At 63.4% G+C, this 16629-nt stretch carries 10 protein-coding genes; 6 read left to right on the top strand and 4 right to left on the bottom strand.

Going from position 1 to position 16629, the window contains the following annotated elements; translation table 11 throughout:
• Positions 1-94 precede the first annotated feature (94 nt).
• From G442_RS22680 to G442_RS22695, 6 genes are all read left to right on the top strand, one after another.
• Complete coding sequence (locus G442_RS22680; protein WP_051292396.1) at positions 95-1951, top strand: SEL1-like repeat protein; 1857 nt, start codon at positions 95-97, stop codon at positions 1949-1951.
• A 16-nt stretch (positions 1952-1967) separates the two neighbouring features.
• Entirely contained in the window at positions 1968-5282 is a 3315-nt protein-coding gene (locus G442_RS22685; RefSeq protein ID WP_246789483.1) for a glycosyltransferase, read from the top strand.
• A 108-nt stretch (positions 5283-5390) separates the two neighbouring features.
• Positions 5391-6539 (top strand): hypothetical protein, encoded by a 1149-nt coding sequence (locus G442_RS0115325; RefSeq protein ID WP_246789484.1) that lies wholly within the window; start codon positions 5391-5393, stop codon positions 6537-6539.
• 153 nt (positions 6540-6692) lie between these two features.
• Positions 6693-8066 carry a glycosyltransferase family 4 protein gene (locus tag G442_RS0115330; protein WP_026398694.1) on the top strand — a complete coding sequence of 458 codons (1374 nt, stop codon included), beginning with the start codon at positions 6693-6695 and terminating at the stop codon, positions 8064-8066.
• Between the two features lie 234 nt (positions 8067-8300).
• Positions 8301-8843: a lysozyme inhibitor LprI family protein gene (locus G442_RS22690; protein WP_161628379.1), complete on the top strand. Its 543-nt coding sequence runs from the start codon at positions 8301-8303 to the stop codon at positions 8841-8843.
• A gap of 593 nt (positions 8844-9436) precedes the next feature.
• The gene (locus tag G442_RS22695; protein WP_051292397.1) at positions 9437-11236 is read left to right on the top strand and encodes a tetratricopeptide repeat protein; all 1800 of its coding nucleotides are present in this window, start codon (positions 9437-9439) and stop codon (positions 11234-11236) included.
• Between the two features lie 54 nt (positions 11237-11290).
• On the opposite strand, the gene G442_RS0115345 is transcribed toward G442_RS22695, so the two are convergent.
• From G442_RS0115345 to G442_RS0115360, 4 genes are all read right to left on the bottom strand, one after another.
• Positions 11291-12301, bottom strand: coding sequence for a mitochondrial fission ELM1 family protein (locus tag G442_RS0115345; RefSeq protein ID WP_051292403.1), 1011 nt, complete (start codon positions 12299-12301; stop codon positions 11291-11293).
• Positions 12302-12395: 94 nt separating this feature from the next.
• Complete coding sequence (locus tag G442_RS0115350) at positions 12396-12779, bottom strand: hypothetical protein (RefSeq protein WP_026398696.1); 384 nt, start codon at positions 12777-12779, stop codon at positions 12396-12398.
• A gap of 146 nt (positions 12780-12925) precedes the next feature.
• On the bottom strand, positions 12926-13399 hold the full coding sequence (gene bcp, locus G442_RS0115355; RefSeq protein ID WP_026398697.1) for a thioredoxin-dependent thiol peroxidase: 474 nt from the start codon (positions 13397-13399) through the stop codon (positions 12926-12928).
• 58 nt (positions 13400-13457) lie between these two features.
• A complete protein-coding gene (locus tag G442_RS0115360) occupies positions 13458-16622 on the bottom strand; it encodes a bifunctional [glutamine synthetase] adenylyltransferase/[glutamine synthetase]-adenylyl-L-tyrosine phosphorylase (RefSeq protein ID WP_146882556.1) in 3165 nt (1054 codons plus the stop codon).
• Between the last annotated feature and the right edge of the window lie 7 nt (positions 16623-16629).

Genomic DNA, 16629 nt, shown 5'->3' on the forward strand with positions numbered 1-16629 from the left:
GCTTGCGCATCGCACCGTTTACGATGCGGTTCGCCATCGCCTAAAACTAACGCAGCACGCTCACCGTCTTCCGCCCCAACACAGGAGGGCACGCTTGGGTTTTATTGAGCGCCTTCTTGCCCGCCGTTCCAATAAAGCGCGGCTGGCTTATGGCCTTCGTCTTCTTGAAGACGGAGAGGCTGTCGATGGCGTGGCGGAGATCGCCGCCGTCGCAAGAGCAGGCGTTCCAGAGGCGCAGTTTCGGCTGGGGCGCGCCTATCTCGAAGGCGTCGGCGCGACACGAGACCTGGTGGAGGGCGCGCGATGGATGCGCCGCGCCTCTGAGGCCAGATGGCTTGAGGCTCAACTCATACTCGCGAATCTGTATCTGGCGGGGCTCCCGGACGCCGTGGAAACGGATGATTTCGGCCTTTCGGACGTATCGCGCGCCACTACCCGTAAACCCGACTACGTCAAGGCGGCCCATTGGGCGCGGGAGGCCGCTGAAGCAGGTTCGACAGACGCTCAGGCGCTCTACGGCTATGTGCTGAGCACCGGTCCCGAGGGCGTACGCGATATAGAAGCCGGACTCGGCTGGTATCGCCGCGCCGCCGAAAACAATAGTCCACAAGCCCATCTGGGCCTCGGCCTCGCCGGCATGCAGACTGCCGGAACGCCAGATGAGCTTGCCGAGGTGATCGGGCATCTGCGCAAAGCCGCCGAAGCGGGACTTGGCTCCGCCCTGTATCTTATGGGTGTCTTCTCAGAACGCGGCTCCGGCGTGTCTCAAAATCTCGAGGCCGCCGCCGTTTATATGGAGAAAGCCGCCGAGCAGAATATCCGCTCCGCTCAGGCGCGATTCGGCCTTATGCTGATCGCGGGCCAGGGCGTGAAGAAGAACCTGGCCCGCGGCGAAACATGGCTGCGTCGCGCTGCTCTGGCCGGGGATATCGAAGCAGCCGCCCTGCTCGGCGATATGTACGCCAGAGGCGGCGAACTTCCGCCGAATTATCTTGAGGCGGCAAACTGGTACCATATGGCCGCCGCCGCCGGGCATGCTGCGGCGGCTCGAGCGCTCGGGCTACTGCATCTGACCGGCGCCGGCGTCCCGCGCGATCAGGAAGAAGCAGCGCGATGGTTCCGGATAGCCTCAGAGAGCGGCGACCAGTCAAGCAGCGCCGACCTTGGCAACCTCATCCTGTCCGGCGTGGGCACGCAAGACGATCGTCTTGCGATGCGGGCGCGATACGAGCAGGCGGCGCTGAACGGCGATCTTGTCGCCGCTTTCAATTTCGGCGTCTGCCTCGCGGAAGGCGTGGGGGCCGAACGAAACGATCGCGAAGCCGCAACGTGGATGCGCAAAGCCGCAGAAGGCGTCGTCAACGCGCAATACTGGTACGGTCGCATGCTCCTTGAAGGGAGGGGCGGCGTCACCGACCCGGTCGAAGGACGCGAATGGCTACGCAAAGCTGCTGAAGCCGGTATGGTAGACGCAGAAGTCGCCTACGCACAGGTGCTTCTCGAAGGCCGGGGCGGATCGAGCGATCACGCCGCAGCCGCGCAGATGTTCGAGCGCGCAGCCAAACGGCAGAACGTGCATTCGATGTTCGCACTCGGCGCCATTCTGGGCGGTGGTCACAACGTGCCGGAAGATCGGACGACGGCATACGAATGGTTCAGGAAGGCAGCCGAACGAGGCCACCCGACCGCACAACTTATGATGGGCCGCTACCTCGCTTTCGGCCTCGCCGGGCGCTCAAACATCGCGGAAGCCCGTCGTTGGTACCGCAAGGCCGAGGCGCAAGGCGTCGTGCAGGCGAGCGCCGAACTATCGCGCCTCGCCAATCTGTCGAACGCCTACTCCGCGACGCACGACAATGCGGCGGAGAAAGATCCGGCTGAGCGGAGCAGTGAGGCCACGCCAGCGGAAGCGGACGCCGCGTCGAGCAGTCCCGCCCGCGTTCTGGGCTAGGGCGCCCGCTGTCCCCTTGCCCAGATCGCCGCGCACTCGCGCTCCCCGCCCGTCCGAACGACCGACCCAATCAACCGGGACGCCTACGTCCGATCGAAGTGGCGCAGTCGGCCTGATCAGCGCCGAGGATCGCAAAACGTGGACGCGTTGGGCCAACGGGCAGGCGCAGGATTCGTTTCGACGCGGCGAGTCCAGCTGGCGTGCGGGGGACTACTTCACCGCGTTGAGCTGGCTCGAACGCGCACATCGAATGGCGCCACGAAGCCCGAACGTCGCCTTTCTGCTCGCTGCGGTGCGGCAAGCCAACGGATTGCCCGACGGCGCCGTCGGGCTGCTGCGCCGCTTGCTGGAAAAATTCGATTTCCGGGAGGGCTGGTCTCTTCTCGCTACGATGCAGCTTGCCGCCGGCAGACCCGACGCCGCAGCAGCGGCCTTATCCCGCGGGCTCTCATCGCACGCCTGCGACGACCAGATGGCTTCTGTCGCCACTCGGGTAACCAACACAACCACGCCCGTCGGCTGGTGTGGTCTGGATAGCGACGGTTCGATCCGATTGGGGGGAGAGGCGCTCTCATATCTTCAGTCATCGCCCCTTCGCCGTTCGCGCGGTCGGACCGGCGGGACAGCCGCCTCTCTGGAGCGGCTGGCCATCCGTATAGACGGCGAACCCGCGCAGGTAACGGCGCAAGGCGGCAAGATCACTCTGCGAAGCGCTTTCGAGAGCGCCGCGTCCGCACGCGACATCACCGTCTGTCTCGACGGATCCCCGCTTCTCGGTTCGCCCCTTCGCCCCTCTGTCATCAACCGCGTCGAAGGACTGGTCCAGAGCGGCCCCAACGGCCTTCAGGGCTGGGCGTGGCTGCCGCACGATCCTGACAGGCCACCGACGTTGCGCCTTCTGGACGCACGAAACGACCGGCTTCTATCGGTCTTCAGCCCGGACGCTTTTTCGGCGGATGTCAGCTCCGACATCCCTCTGGCGCGGTATCGGGAAATCCTGATTCCCTGGGACCGATGCCCCGACCATCCAGTTCGTGTGACGGATCCCGATGGCCGCGATCTGGCGGGAAGCCCGCTCGATCCGGGCCTTGAACGCCGCGCCGCACGATGGGCGGCCAGTCAAGCGGCGCTCTGGAGTCCAGAAAAGGAAAGAGCCTCCGCCGATCTCCCTCCCCCGTTCTTGCCGATCCCGGTCGAAACGCACCCCGTGACGCAGAGCCTGAAACCCGCCCCTCTCCTGTTGGGCAAGTCTCGGGCGCAGGAAACTCTTATCGTCGTCCCGGTTTACGGCGACGCGAAACGTACGAAAGCTTGCCTCGACAGTCTCATCGCTACGCTACCTCCGGCTCAGGGGAAAAGCGCCCCCGTTCGGGTCGCGATCATCGAAGACGCATCTCCGGACGCGGAGCTCGTCGCGATGCTGGACGAACTCGTCGCAGATCCACGAGTGACGGTCCTGCATAACTCGATCAATCTGGGCTTTCCGGAAAGCGCCAATGTCGGGCTGCGCCTGGCCTTGGAGCAACGCCTCGCCGGGCGCAGGCGCGCCGGGGTCGGAGGGAGCGCCGACGTCGTTCTGCTCAACAGCGACACGCTGGTCACGGACGGGTGGCTTGAGGAGCTGTGTCGCGTCGCATATTCGGCGCCGGATATTGGAACCGTGACGCCATTTTCCAACGACGCGACGATCCTGTCCTACCCCACGCTTGTCGGCAGCCGACCACCGACCGTCGCCCAGACAGGATGGATGGCCCGACTGGCGCAGCAGGCCAACGGCGGCGACACGGTCGATCTGCCCACGGCGCATGGTTTCTGCATGCTCATCCGCCACGACTGTCTGGCCGCGACAGGGCTGCTCCGCGCCGACCTGTTCGCACAGGGTTACGGCGAGGAAAATGATTTTTCGCTGAGAGCGCGCGCGCTCGGCTGGCGCAGCGTCGCCGCTCCCGGCACCTATGTGGCCCATGTCGGGTCGGCGTCGTTCGGAGCGACGCGCGACGCGCTCCTGCGGCGGAACCTCGCTTTGCTGAACCGGCTGCATCCGGGATACGACGCGCTGGTCGCCACACATGTCGCGCAGGATCCGCTTTTCGACGCCCGCCGCCGGATTGATCTGTTGCGTTGGCGACGGGGCTGGCGGACTGAATTTCCGCGGCACAGAAAAAAGGACGGCGACGCGTCGCGACGCGCGGTTGTATTCGTCACCCACGATCACGGGGGAGGCGTCGAACGGGTCGTATCGCAGCGCGCCCGCAGCGTTCTGCGTCAGGGCGTTCGGCCGATCATTGTCAAACCCGTCGAAGGCGGCTGTCGAGTCGAAGGGGTTTCTCCTGACGCCGCGGACCAACATCGCGCCGTGGACCCCGAAGCCGGGGTTTATCCGAATTTGCGGTTCCGTCTGCCTGAAGAGTGGACGGGGCTCCTGAAGTTACTCGGCGGCGCCGATATCTCCCATGTCGAATGGCACCACGGCAGCGGCCATCACCCGCAGATGGAGACGCTGGCGGCCACGCTCGACACGCACCAGGATGTGTTCGTGCATGACTATATCTGGTTTTGTCCCAGAATTTCTCTACTTGGACAGAACGGTCGTTACTGCGGCGAACCGGATATCGCGGAATGCGAAAGCTGCGTAGCGCGTCTCGGCCGCAATGCGCCCGGCGACGAGACCGTAGCGGAGTATGTCGCCCACTCCTCCAAGCGCCTGTCGGCGGCGCGGCGGGTGATAACGCCATCCGGGGACGCGGCCCAGCGGATGCTCCGCCATTTTCCCGCCCTGAAGATCGATGTCGATCCCCCAGAGGACGATGACGCAGAGGAAACCGCGGCGGCACGCTCGCCCTCGGCTGTGGTCGGGTTGCCCCGCACCAATCGCGCGCGGGTCTGTATCGTCGGCGCCATTGGTCGCGAAAAAGGATACGACGTCATTATGGAGGCGGCGGAAGACGCACGCCGACGGAACCTGCCTATCGAATACGTGATTGTCGGGCACACGCCGGACGATACGAAACTGATCGAGACGGGCCATGTCTACGTTACCGGCGCCTACGAGGACGCCGAAGCCGTTGCTCTCGCTCGCGCGCAAAACGCCGATTACGCCTTCATACCCTCGATCTGGCCGGAAACCTGGTGTCTGGCGCTCAGCGTCGCATGGCGAGCGGGACTCGACGTCGCAGCTTTTGATCTTGGCGCTGTGGCGGACAGGATACGTGCGAAGAAAAGGGGAAGTATTCTTCCTCTCGGTGTATCGGCCAATCGACTTAACGTGATATTGACCTCACTGTGTCAGCGTCGGAATGAGGCTCTGACGGGTATTCGTCAGACTCCGTAGTTACCGGCGGCGTCCCAGTGCAACCAGCAGAATGAGTTCTCAATGTCCCAGAGCGGCCAGACACCACCGCAAAACCGTATCACCGACCTTAAGGTGTCGGGACATCTCATGACTTTGGACCAGGGATTGTTCTGCGTATTTCACGCCCCGGCGCAGCAGCCTCCCGGCGTCAGCGGCTTGCCTGGCGTGCGTCTGACTGTCGGCCCGCTGGCGAACGACGACGTCGCCATCGCCACGTTCGATTCGACCGGCTGGCTCGGCGGGATCAATAACGGCGCGTTGGTGCGCGTGAGCCGTGGACCGGCGCAGATTCTTGTCACCATCTATCAGGATCAAAACACGGTTCACGAAGCGCCGCGCCTTCAGGTGCTGCGCCTCAGCGACGCAAGCGCAGCCGCTGCGCCCGTAGCGGCGCGTGTGGAAGCCGTTCAGCCGCATGCGTCCTCCATAGCCGCGCCGACGCCGGTCCAGACGACGCCAGCGCTCAAAGGCCAGACCCCTGAAGTGGCCGCACATATCCAGCGACGCGGCGACGTCAGCGCGCGACTTGGCGAGTGGATGGGCAAGCCCGGCAGCCGTTCCTGGATCGAAGGTTTCGGCATTTCCCCGGACCATACGATTACTCCCGCAGACATCGAATATCAGGCCGTTCTCGGCAAAGGTTGGCTCTCCCCCTGGGCGCAGGGCGGTCAATACTGTGGTAGCCGGGGAATGGCCCTGCCGATTCTGGGGCTGAAAGTCAGACTCAAGGGCAAGGCGGCGGAAACTTACTCCTGCCTTCTTGAAGCCAGCTTTACCGACGGCACCAGGATCGGCCCGATCGACGGCGCCAACGCCGCTGAAGCGGAAAGCCTCGCGCCGCTTGAAGCTTTCCGGATCGTCATCGCCCCGCGCGATGATCAGGACGATGTCGAAATTATCGACGAACTTGAAGACGAACTCGAAGAAGACCTGGCGCTGCTGGAAGCTGCGGCAAGCGTCCCCAGCCGAGCCCAGACGCGTCAACGTCCCGGACGCCCGCAGGGCGGCACAGCCAAACCCGCACGCGCCGTGGCCGCCCCGGCAACACGCACAGCAGCGCCGAGCAGTGCGAAAAAGAAAGCGATAGCCACTACAACTGCGGTCGCCCCCATGCTCACGCCGAAGCAACCCAGAACCGCGCCCGTCAAAGCGGTCGCCGCCGTTAAAACAACCAAAAAGTCCTCCCCGACACAGCCCACAACGCCTGCGCCACGTGGACGCAAGCCACGACGCTGAGCATGACGCTGCTGGCGCACGTCGGGAACAGTCCCACGACGCGGCGCTCCGTAGCGGCGTGACGAGCGTGGCCTGTGGCGGCCATGACCGCCACAGGGGGCGTGATCCACGCGAACGGACCTGCTGGCGGCTTGCGAGAACTGGACCTTCGATTTGAAATTCCTTTTTGTACACCAAAATTTTCCAGGGCAGTTTCTGCATCTTGTCCGTCACCTCGTGCGTTCTGGAAAGCACGAAGTCGTTTTCATCAGCGAGGGAAATGAAAACGTCATCGGCGGCGTACGCCGGGTGATCTATCGAATGCCCCGCACTCCATCCGGCGAGACCCATCCGGGAGCGCGCGAATTCGACGCGGGTCTGACCCGTGCGGAAGCAGTCGCAAAAGCAGCCCAGACCTTACGTGATTTGGGTTTCGCTCCCGACATCATCATCGGCCATCACGGATGGGGCGAGTTGCTCAACATGAGCGACGTTTTCCCAGGGACGCCCGTATTGGGCTATTTCGAGTTCTTTTATCACACCGATAAATTCGATGTCGGTTTCGACCCGGAATTTCCTTTAACTCCGGACATGCCCGCAAAAATTCGCGCAAAGAACGCGATAAATCTACAGGCGCTGAACAGTCAGGGGTGGGGGCAGACGCCAACGGCGTTCCAGCATTCAACCTACCCTGAATGGGCCCGTTCCCGCATCTTCTTGTTGCGCGAAGGCGTCAATCTGGACCAATGCCGCCCGGACCCACTGGCGGCAAAAAAAGAATTTACGATCAAGGGTCTTTCATTTTCTCCGAAAGAGCAGTTGATCACTTACGTTGCGCGAGATCTGGAGCCCTACCGCGGCTTCCATGTCTTCATGCGTTCATTGCCGCGCATTCTCCATGAATGTCCGCGCGCCCGCGTCGTTCTGGTGGGCGGCGACGGCGTGAGTTACGGCGCGCGCCTGCCCCACGGCACATGGCGCGAGCGTATGCTGTCAGAATTGCAAGGGCGCATTCCGCTCGATCGCGTCCATTTCGTGGGGAAGGTCAGTTACGACGACTTCCGACGCCTTCTGCAACGATCGGATGCACATGTGTATCTGACCTACCCCTTCGTCGCCTCATGGTCGCTGCGCGAGGCGATGGCGTCCGGTTGCGCCATCGTGGGAAGCGCCACGGCCCCGGTCGAAGAGTTTCTTCAAGAGCGCAAAACCGCGTTGCTCACCACGTTCACGGATCCCGACGCGATCGCAACGAGCGTCGTTGAGATTCTCGAAAACAAACGTCTCGCTAAAACGCTTCGCGGTGCGGCTCGCGCCGAAGCCGAGCGAACGTTATCGATGCAAGGTTACCTCGCTCAGTACGAGGCCATCATTGAGAAACTCACCGGAAAAAACCCCGCAGCAGAGGAAGCCCCCGCCCCTGCGCGCGTCAGACGAAAAGTGGCAGAAGCCCCCTTAAGCGCCCCACCGGCCAACCGGCCGCTCGCGAAGCGCGCTCCGCGTGTCGCTGCGCCGAAGAAAGTCGGACGCACCCCCAAAAAAACTTGAGACGAGTTTCCGTTCGGGCTGGATTCGCTAAATAACCTATGATGATTGGTCCAAGCAATTGCGTAAGGTATGTAAATGCGACCGCTTCCGTGCTTCAAAGCAAACATCCAGGTAATTGTGCGCGGCGCCAGAAAGCAGCCCTGATGGCGCACGACGACGCTCCATGTCACAAATTGGAAAAAAGGGGGCTTTTGAGTCTCCCCCTGCACCTCCATGCCGAAAAGGCTTCCGGTAATGCGCATCATATGGCTGGCCACATTGGGAGCGATTACGCTACCTCAGCAGGTGTCAGCTGCAAGCTTCAACTGCGCTTCAGTTATGGCGCCAAAAGAGAAGCTTATCTGCCAGGACCGGGAATTATCCGCGCTCGATGAGCGCCTTGCTCACGCTTACAAGCACAAGCTGAAAAGTCTGAGTCCTTACGGTCAGGGCTTACTAAAGAAATCCGAACAAAACTGGCTACGCTACATAGAAACCGTTTGTCCGATCACGTTCCGCTCGACAAGTGACTCTGCCGCAGATTCGGCAAAGTGTATAAAATCGCTATATCAACAGCGGTTGCAGGACCTGGATGCAGTCACAAGAAAGGTTGGACCTTTCGTGTTTATTCAAATAGATTCATTTGCTGCAGAACCCTATAGAATTACGCAGACATCGCGTAATTCTATAGGGTTCTATGTTCAACACCTCTCCCGCCCTCAAATTGACGAACCACGGTCGACAAAAGAGGTCGCATGGAACAATATTTACAAAAAAAATACAACTAAAAGCATATAGTTATTGCGATAGCCAGAAGGGCGATGAATATATTCGTTACGATGTCAGTTATGTGAGTGCTCACGTCATAAGTGTAGCATGGTCAGATTATACATACTGCAATGGCGCGCCGCACGGTTTTCTTGAGACTGGAGGTGATAACCGTGTTTTGGATCAAGGTTCGAGGGAATTGGTCCCGTCGGACGTTTTCGCCACTGGATGGAAGGAAAAATTACAGCGCCTATTCTTGAACGCCCTGCTTGAAACCGGTTGGAAGCCGAGAGATGACGAAGAAAAACGGAGTGTTTTAGACACCGTGACCGAACCGAAGAAATGGGTGTTTACACATGATGGGCTGAGCGTGTCATTTGGCGCTTATGATAGTGGGTGCTACGCCTGCAACCCAAGGACCACGACAATACGTTGGATCAATCTAATGCCGCTTCTGACTGCAGGTTCCTTGTTGCATTAGGAATTCCTCCATTTCCTAATGCAACAAGGAACTGCTTCCGCATTTTTAACACCACCTTTGACAGCCGACATTCCGCCACCCCCGAAAGCAAACTTTAAGACTTCCCGCCACATACTGCCCCGCTCCACCGGGAGCCGGTCAGATGAACGCTGTCTTTCACCACGTCGCGCGCGCAACGAGCGACGCTGCCGACATCCCGAACATTCCGACAGACCAGTGGATATCCCGCGCCGTGGATTACGAGCGCGCGGGCGATCTGCCCGCTGCACGTCGCAACGCCCTCCGCTCAATCGGCATAAACGCGCGAAATATCACCAGCCTGATGCTCCTAGCCCGCGTGGAGCTTGCGCTCGGCCGCGCCTCGCGGGCTGTCGCACCGCTCAAACGCGCGGCCCGGTTACGTCCGGTCTTCGCCATTCGGCTGATCTACGCCCGCTGCCTGCGAAAAGTCGGGCAAATCACGGAGGCTCAGACGGAACTCGACGCCGCCGTCGCCGACATGCCGCAAACGGCGGCAACCTACACTGTTCTCGGCCTGACCTTCGAGAACATTCACGAGCCCGCTCAGGCCGCGGTTTTCTATCGTCGCGGACTGGCGATCGTCCCTGACGATGGCGTCATCTGTCATCGCCTTGGCCGTCTTCTGAACGAAGCGGGATTCGTGGAGGAAGGGTGCGCGTTGCTTGAGCGTGCGCAGGCGTCCCATCCTGCGTCTTCGGATCTTCACCTCGACCACAGCGTCTCCCTTGCGAACATGGGCAGGTTTCACGAGGCGCTCGACGCGATAGACCACGCAGTCGGCATCGACCCTGACAATTATCGCGCCCGACATAACAGAGGACATATTCTGCTGAATTTAAATCGTTCTCACGAAGCCGTCGTCGAATTCGACAGAGTCCTGCAAGTCCGTCCGGAGTTCGCCCAGTCCCGTTTTTCACGCGCCTGCGCACTGTTAAAAACCGGAGCGTACGAAGACGGCTGGCAGGAATATGAATGGCGGTGGAAAGACTGCCAGACCATGCCAGCGAACTTGCCCGGACTGCCGTGGCAGGGTGAAAGCCTTGCCGGGCGGAGCCTTTTGCTGTTCACGGAACAGGGTTTCGGCGACAGTCTCCAGTTCATCCGTTTTGCTCCGGAACTGGCCGCGCGCGGGGCGCAGGTCACGGTGCTCGCACCGCCGTCGCTGGCGCGCCTGATTGGCGCTGTTGACGGCGTCCGGGCGGTTATCTCAGACCCGCCGCCCCACGACGCGTTCGCGTTTCACTGTCCTTTGGCAAGTCTGCCTTACCGTCTGGGCGTGACGCTGCGCTCCGTGCCTGCTGCGCCGTATCTGACCGTCGCGCCCGCCCTCGCCGACGAGGGGGCGAGCGCGGTCCGGGCTCTCTTCCCGGCTGAGCTGGATCGGCCAGAGCCCGTCGTCGGCCTCGTCTGGTCCGGGGCGCCGCGTCCATTCCAGATCAGCGCCAACCTCATCGACCGACGACGTTCGATGCAGGTCGCAGAGCTGGCTCCCCTCGCCTCGTTGCCCGGCGTCCGTTTCGTATCCTTTCAATTTGGCGCGGCGCGGCAGGAAGTGCATGATTCGAAATTGCCCATTATAGACGTGATGCAGGGCGTGTCGGATTTCGCGGACACCGCGGCGCGGTTGCTGGCTGTCGATCTGCTGATCGCAGTCGATACCTCGATCGTGCATCTGGCGGGCGGATTGGGCGCGCCGGTCTGGACGCTGTCGCGCTTCGACGGATGCTGGCGTTGGCTGGAAGAACGGGCGGACACGCCTTGGTATCCGTCGATGACGTTGATCCGCCAGCCACGCCCCGGCGACTGGGCTGCGACGATAGCCGTTGCGCGGGATAAGCTTGAAATCTGGCGCGATGAATGGCTCGCGGCCAGAAACGCCGACGCGCGTAAAGAGGGCATTCAGGACATGGAAAAACGCTGAAACGCCTTTTCACTGCGCGTCGCCTGCAGGAACGATGTTCCGACGGCGCGCCAGTCAGGCATTTTCGGGCGTTGGCAAACCCAGGCGCGCACGAATTTCCCGGGCGATTGCAGGCGCGTCGTCCAAAGGTTCGACCGGCCAGCGCTCGACATCTCCCTCGAACCGACGCGCGCGCCCGCATTTCAGCAACGTCTCGACAAAGATGCCGATCCTGCGGGAAGACCCGGGCAAGCCATGGATGTAGAGCGGGACGGAACTTGCGGCCGCTTCCGACATCATTGAAATACTGTCCGTTGTGACCACAAGAAAATCCGCGCAGGCCACAAGCCCGAGATAGGGGTTGTCCGTTCCCTCACTCCAGAGAGTCCCGCCGACGGAAGCCGCGGCCTCGCGCAACGCCGCCACGCCCTCTGCGCCCGTCCGGCGGGAGGTGGTGATGAAGAGATGGGCGCCCGAAGCGCGCGCCGCCCTCGCCAGCAACGCGCCCAACTGCTCCGCCTCAGCGCGTCCGAAACGGAAGCGGCCGTTGGCGCCGCCGACCAGCGCCGCGAGAAGCGGCTGACCGCAGCGCACAAGCCTGGCGCTCCAATCGGCGCGCGCCTGTTCCAGCCTCACCGGGGTCAGTCCGTGCAACGCCGTTCGGCCCAAGAGCACGTTCGGCCCTTCTATTTCATCATGAACGTTGGCCACCACCAGATCGAACCGATCCAGTTTCATGCGCGGATGCTGGATCTGTACGACAGTATAGCCCTTGCGGCGCAACGCAGCGCCAATGGCCGCCCCCTTTCCCGCCACAGTCAGAACAGGGCCAATAATCGAGGAGTCAGAACTGTGGGCAGCAAACTCCCCGGCCTCCACGGCGGCGAGGGGGTTTGGCCACATCCGGGCCGGCAGCACACGCATCAGTCCGGCCGGTCTGATCGGCGTCAATTTCGCCGGGAAACCAAGGCGTTCAGCCAGCCCGAAAGCCTGAGAACGCATTCCGGCGAAATCTTCGGCGACCACGGGCAAGGCGCGTCGTCGCACAGTTTCCGCATCTGAGTTCGTATCGGGGGCGGCTGTCACGATGGACGCGTTTCTGGCGCCAACGAGCCGCCCCCGCAAGCGGGAAGCGCCGTCAAAGCCACGCCCGGCGGTTGCAAGGCGTGGCGACGGGACCTCACCAGCCCGGATAGCTCGGGTATGCAGTGTAAGCCGGCGCGACCGGCACGTAGGCCACCGGCGGGGGCGGCGCATAGACAACGCGCGGCGGGGGCGGCGCATAGGCTACCGGCGGCGGAGCCGCAACGGCGCTACCCAGAACCGCGCCGACCGCAAGGCCGCCGAGCACGCCGCCAACAACGGCGCCCGGTCCCCAACCATGACGGTAATAGGGACGCGGCCCACCGCCCCACCGCGGACCGCCACCCCAACCGGGTCCACCCCAACGCGGTCCACCGCCCCAGCCCGGGTGGGCGTCAGCCGAAGCCAGCGGAAGCGTCGAACCGGCGAGGACGCCAAGCAACGCCGGAACGGCCACGAACAAACGAAGCGACTTGCGCATATCGTAATCTCCTGAACAGAGGCGAAGCGCCAGGCGCCTCACCCTAGAATCCAAATAGACACCCCGTTCATGGCGAATTCTTGACCGCATTTGCGACAAATAATGGCATGGGGCCGAAGGCCCGAAGATCACCGTCGCCGCGACCGTCACAGACCGGCGGCGGCTTCCTTGACCAGAGCCACATGTTCAGCGGGCTTCACCTTGCGCCATATCGCCTTGATCCGTCCGTCGGCCCCGACGAGAAACGAACTGCGCTCCATGCCCCAGTAAGTGCGGCCATACATCGATTTCTCGACCCATGTTCCATACTGGTCCGCAAGCTGATGTTCCGGGTCGCTGGCGAGCGGAAACTCAAGCCCGAATTTCTCTGCGAATTTATCGATTTTCGAAACAGGGTCCGGGCTGACGCCGATGACGGTCAGGTCCAGCTTGCCCAATGCAGGCAACGCCTCCTGAATATCGCAGGCTTGCGTGGTGCAGCCCGGAGTGTCCGCCTTCGGATAAAAATACAGCAAATAGGGCTTTCCGGCCAACGCAGCGCTGGACACGGTTCGCCCGGCGCTCGCGGAGAGGGAGAAGTCAGGGGCCTCATCGCCCACTGCAATCGGTTCGGTCGTCATGGCCCGGAGCCTGCATCACTCTCCAGGAGCGCGCAACGACAATGCCGAACCTGCGACGTCACATTTCTCCCACCGGCCCGATCAGGCGCACGAAAGCCGCGCGCACCGCCGTCGCGACGTCTTCCATGCGCTCAGCAAGACCCGCGACGTCGCTTTCGCCCATCGCGCGCAACAACGCCTGTAGCGTCGCCGGCGGCAACGACTCCAGAGCGCCCGGCGGCGGTTTCGGCCCGCATAACAGCCTCAGCACACCCTGTAGCGCCCGCCAGAACTGATCGGCGGAGACGAGAAAGCGCGCGTCCCCCCGACCAAGCATCCCCGTACGGCCCAGTCGCTGAAGCGCCGTCGCGGTCACGGGTGAGCGCGCCTCTGCCGAGTCCGCCAGGAGTTGAAGGGCCTGCGCGATGAAATCCACCTCCATCAACCCTCCGGCCCGCAGCTTCACGTCGCACGGCCCGGACGACGGGCGATCCCGCTCCAGACGGGCGCGCATTGCGGCTGCGTCGGCCAGAACGTCGTTTCTGCCAGCGCCGCTACGCCCAAGAGCTACGGCGAACGCACCCTGTATGTTCCTGCGCAGCATCGCGCGAGCGCCGTCCTCGCCCGCCACAGCGACGACGCGCGCCCGCGTCAACGCCATACGTTCCCAAGTCCACGCCGAGTCCTCGTGGTAACGGCGGAACGCGGTCAGCGAGACCGCTACCGGCCCCGCCGCGCCGGATGGCCTCAGACGCATATCCACCGCGTAGAGCGGCCCCTCCGCATCCGGGGCCGTCAACGCGCCGACGAAGCTGTGCGCGAGGCGGAGATAATATTGCGACGCCGTGACCGCCCGCCCGGTCTTTCCCGCCGCGACGACGCTGTGCGCCGACTCTTCGGGATGGTCGAAGACCAGCATCAGGTCGAGATCAGATCCCGACATCATCTCCCGCGACCCCGCCTTGCCCAGGGCGACCAGTGCAGCGGCGCCGCCGGGAACGCGGCCATGACGCAGGCGATGTTCGCGGAGCACGGCGTCCAGCAGCACGGCGATCACCGCATCGGCCATCGCCGTGCGATCCCGCGCCGTACGATCTTCGTCGAGCCTACCCTCCAGCCGCGCCACGGACAGACGGAACTCTTCCGCCCGCACCACCGGCCGCAAACGTCCGATCAGCAGATCCAGAGGAGGTCGCTCGTTGGCAAGCGAGCGGATGCGGGCGGAAGCCGCCGCGTCGCCGCCCGACATGTCTTCCGGCTCCAAAAGCCCCTCCAGCGCGGACGGCGTGTCCGCCAGATGGTCCGCCAGAAACGGAGAAGCGTCGAAAATCGCGGCGATGCGTGCGATCAACGCCGGATTGCGCTCGAGCAGCGACAGAAGCTGCACGCCCGCCCGTTGCCGCGAGAGCAGCGTGTCGAAATGCCTGAGGCAGGCGAGCGGATTGCGCCGCGCGATGAAGCTGTTCAGCAGCGCCGGGGCCAACCCGCGCAGGAGACTGTGGGCGCGCTCCGACTGTAACGCACGGCGGCTGTTGCCCACCCAGTGGCGCAGCAGCGCCGCCGCCGTCTCGCAGTCGGCCTCGGGAAACCCTGCCGCGGCGAGGCGCTCCGGCAAATCTTCCGCGGACAGGTCGGACAGGGAGGCGCTGGCGCGTGGCCCACGCGTGGGCGTCGTGAAGTGGCGCTCGAAAATCCTGCGCGCCGCGCGCATCTGGGGCAACAGATCCAGAGCCAGATCGCCGCCGCTGGCGTAGCCCAAGAAGATGGCAAGCGCCTCGAACCCTTCCCGGCTCGCGGGGATGTCGTGCGTCTGCTGGTCGGCGCGCATCTGGATGCGATGCTCGACCTCCCGAAGCAGACGGTATGCCCGTGACAGCGTCGCCGCCTCTTCCGCCGGGAGATGCCCGGAACGCGTCAACCCTCGCAAGGCCTGCACAGTGCGGCGCTCCCGCAGGCCCGGCGTCTTGCCGCCCCAGACAAGCTGCATCGCCTGCGTGACGAATTCGATCTCTCGTATGCCGCCCTCGCCAAGCTTGACGTTATGACCCAGCAGCCATTGCGCCCCGGCCTCAGGGTCCGTCAGCGTCGCGTCCGGCAATCGCGCCAGCCCCGCGCGCCCGGGTTTTCGGTGGCGGTCGATCCGCGACTTCATGTCGTGAATGTCGTCGATCAACGCGAAGTCGAGATTCCGTCGCCACACGAAAGGGTGGATGGCGCGCAGAAAGTCGCGCCCCAGCGGGATGTTTCCCGCTACGGGCCGCGCCTTGGTCATCGCCGCGCGCTCCCATGTCTGACCGAGGCTTTCGTAATAGGCGATGGCGGCCGGCAGCGACACGGCGAGCGGCGTCGCCGACGGATCCGGGCGCAGGCGCAGATCGGTGCGAAACACGTATCCATCCGCGTCCCGCGCTTCCATGAGGCGGACAAGGTCGCTAGTGATACGGATGAACGTCTGGCGCGCAGTGTCCGGATCGGCGTGGAGATCGGCGTCGAAGAGCGCCACGAGATCTATGTCCGAGGAGAAGTTCAGTTCCCGCGCGCCCAGCTTTCCCATCGCCAGCACGACATAGCCGCTGCCTCGCGCAGGCTGATCGGGGTTCTTCAGCGACAGCCGTCCTGCCTCATGCGCGGCGCGAAGCAGATGATTGACGGACGCGTCGAGCGCAGCTTCGGCCAACCGGCTCAACGACAGCGTGACCGATTCCAGCGACCAGAAACCGCCGATGTCGGCCAACGCCGCGCCAAGGGCGACGCGCCCCTTGGCGACACGCAGGGCGTGCGCAAGGTCCTCTCGCGGCGTCGTGCAGGACAACGCCGACAGGGCTTCCAGCGCCTCTTCGACGAATCGATCCGGTCCGTTTTCCAGCAGACGCGCGAAATCGACCGGGTTTCTGAGCGCAAGATCGGCGAGATAAGGGCTGGAGCCGCCGACGCACGCGAGCAGGGACAACGCCCCCGGCGACGCCAGCATTTCCGGCGGCAATCCTTCCTCCAGCCACAATTCCCGAATATCGACCGCGAAACGCGCCGCCGCCGCCTCATCAACTGGCAGCGCCCAGCGTCCGGCGGGCCAGTCGACGCCCGCGACGCTGCGCTGGCCAACCGCGTGCGGCGCATCGCGTTGATGGTCCAGAAGCTCGTCGCGTCCGGCATGGGGCGCGGGAGCGTGATCCGACGCGCGGCGGGCGCGAGCGGAAGACCGGGGAGGTCCGCTGCGCGGGGTAAGGGGAGTGTTTCCAGGCATGCGCTTT

The sequence above is a fragment of the Acetobacter nitrogenifigens DSM 23921 = NBRC 105050 genome (genome assembly GCF_000429165.1).
In the GTDB taxonomy this organism is placed as follows: domain Bacteria; phylum Pseudomonadota; class Alphaproteobacteria; order Acetobacterales; family Acetobacteraceae; genus Acetobacter; species Acetobacter nitrogenifigens.

What these genes read in the sequence shown, in the direction of transcription:
- G442_RS0115325 (WP_246789484.1), top strand. Translation starts at nt 5,391, where the DNA reads ATGACTTTGGACCAGGGATTGTTCTGCGTATTTCACGCCCCGGCGCAG.
- G442_RS22690 (WP_161628379.1), top strand. Translation starts at nt 8,301, where the DNA reads ATGCGCATCATATGGCTGGCCACATTGGGAGCGATTACGCTACCTCAG.
- G442_RS22695 (WP_051292397.1), top strand. Translation starts at nt 9,437, where the DNA reads ATGAACGCTGTCTTTCACCACGTCGCGCGCGCAACGAGCGACGCTGCC.
- G442_RS0115350 (WP_026398696.1), bottom strand. Translation starts at nt 12,779, where the DNA reads ATGCGCAAGTCGCTTCGTTTGTTCGTGGCCGTTCCGGCGTTGCTTGGC.
- bcp (WP_026398697.1), bottom strand. Translation starts at nt 13,399, where the DNA reads ATGACGACCGAACCGATTGCAGTGGGCGATGAGGCCCCTGACTTCTCC.
- G442_RS0115360 (WP_146882556.1), bottom strand. Translation starts at nt 16,622, where the DNA reads ATGCCTGGAAACACTCCCCTTACCCCGCGCAGCGGACCTCCCCGGTCT.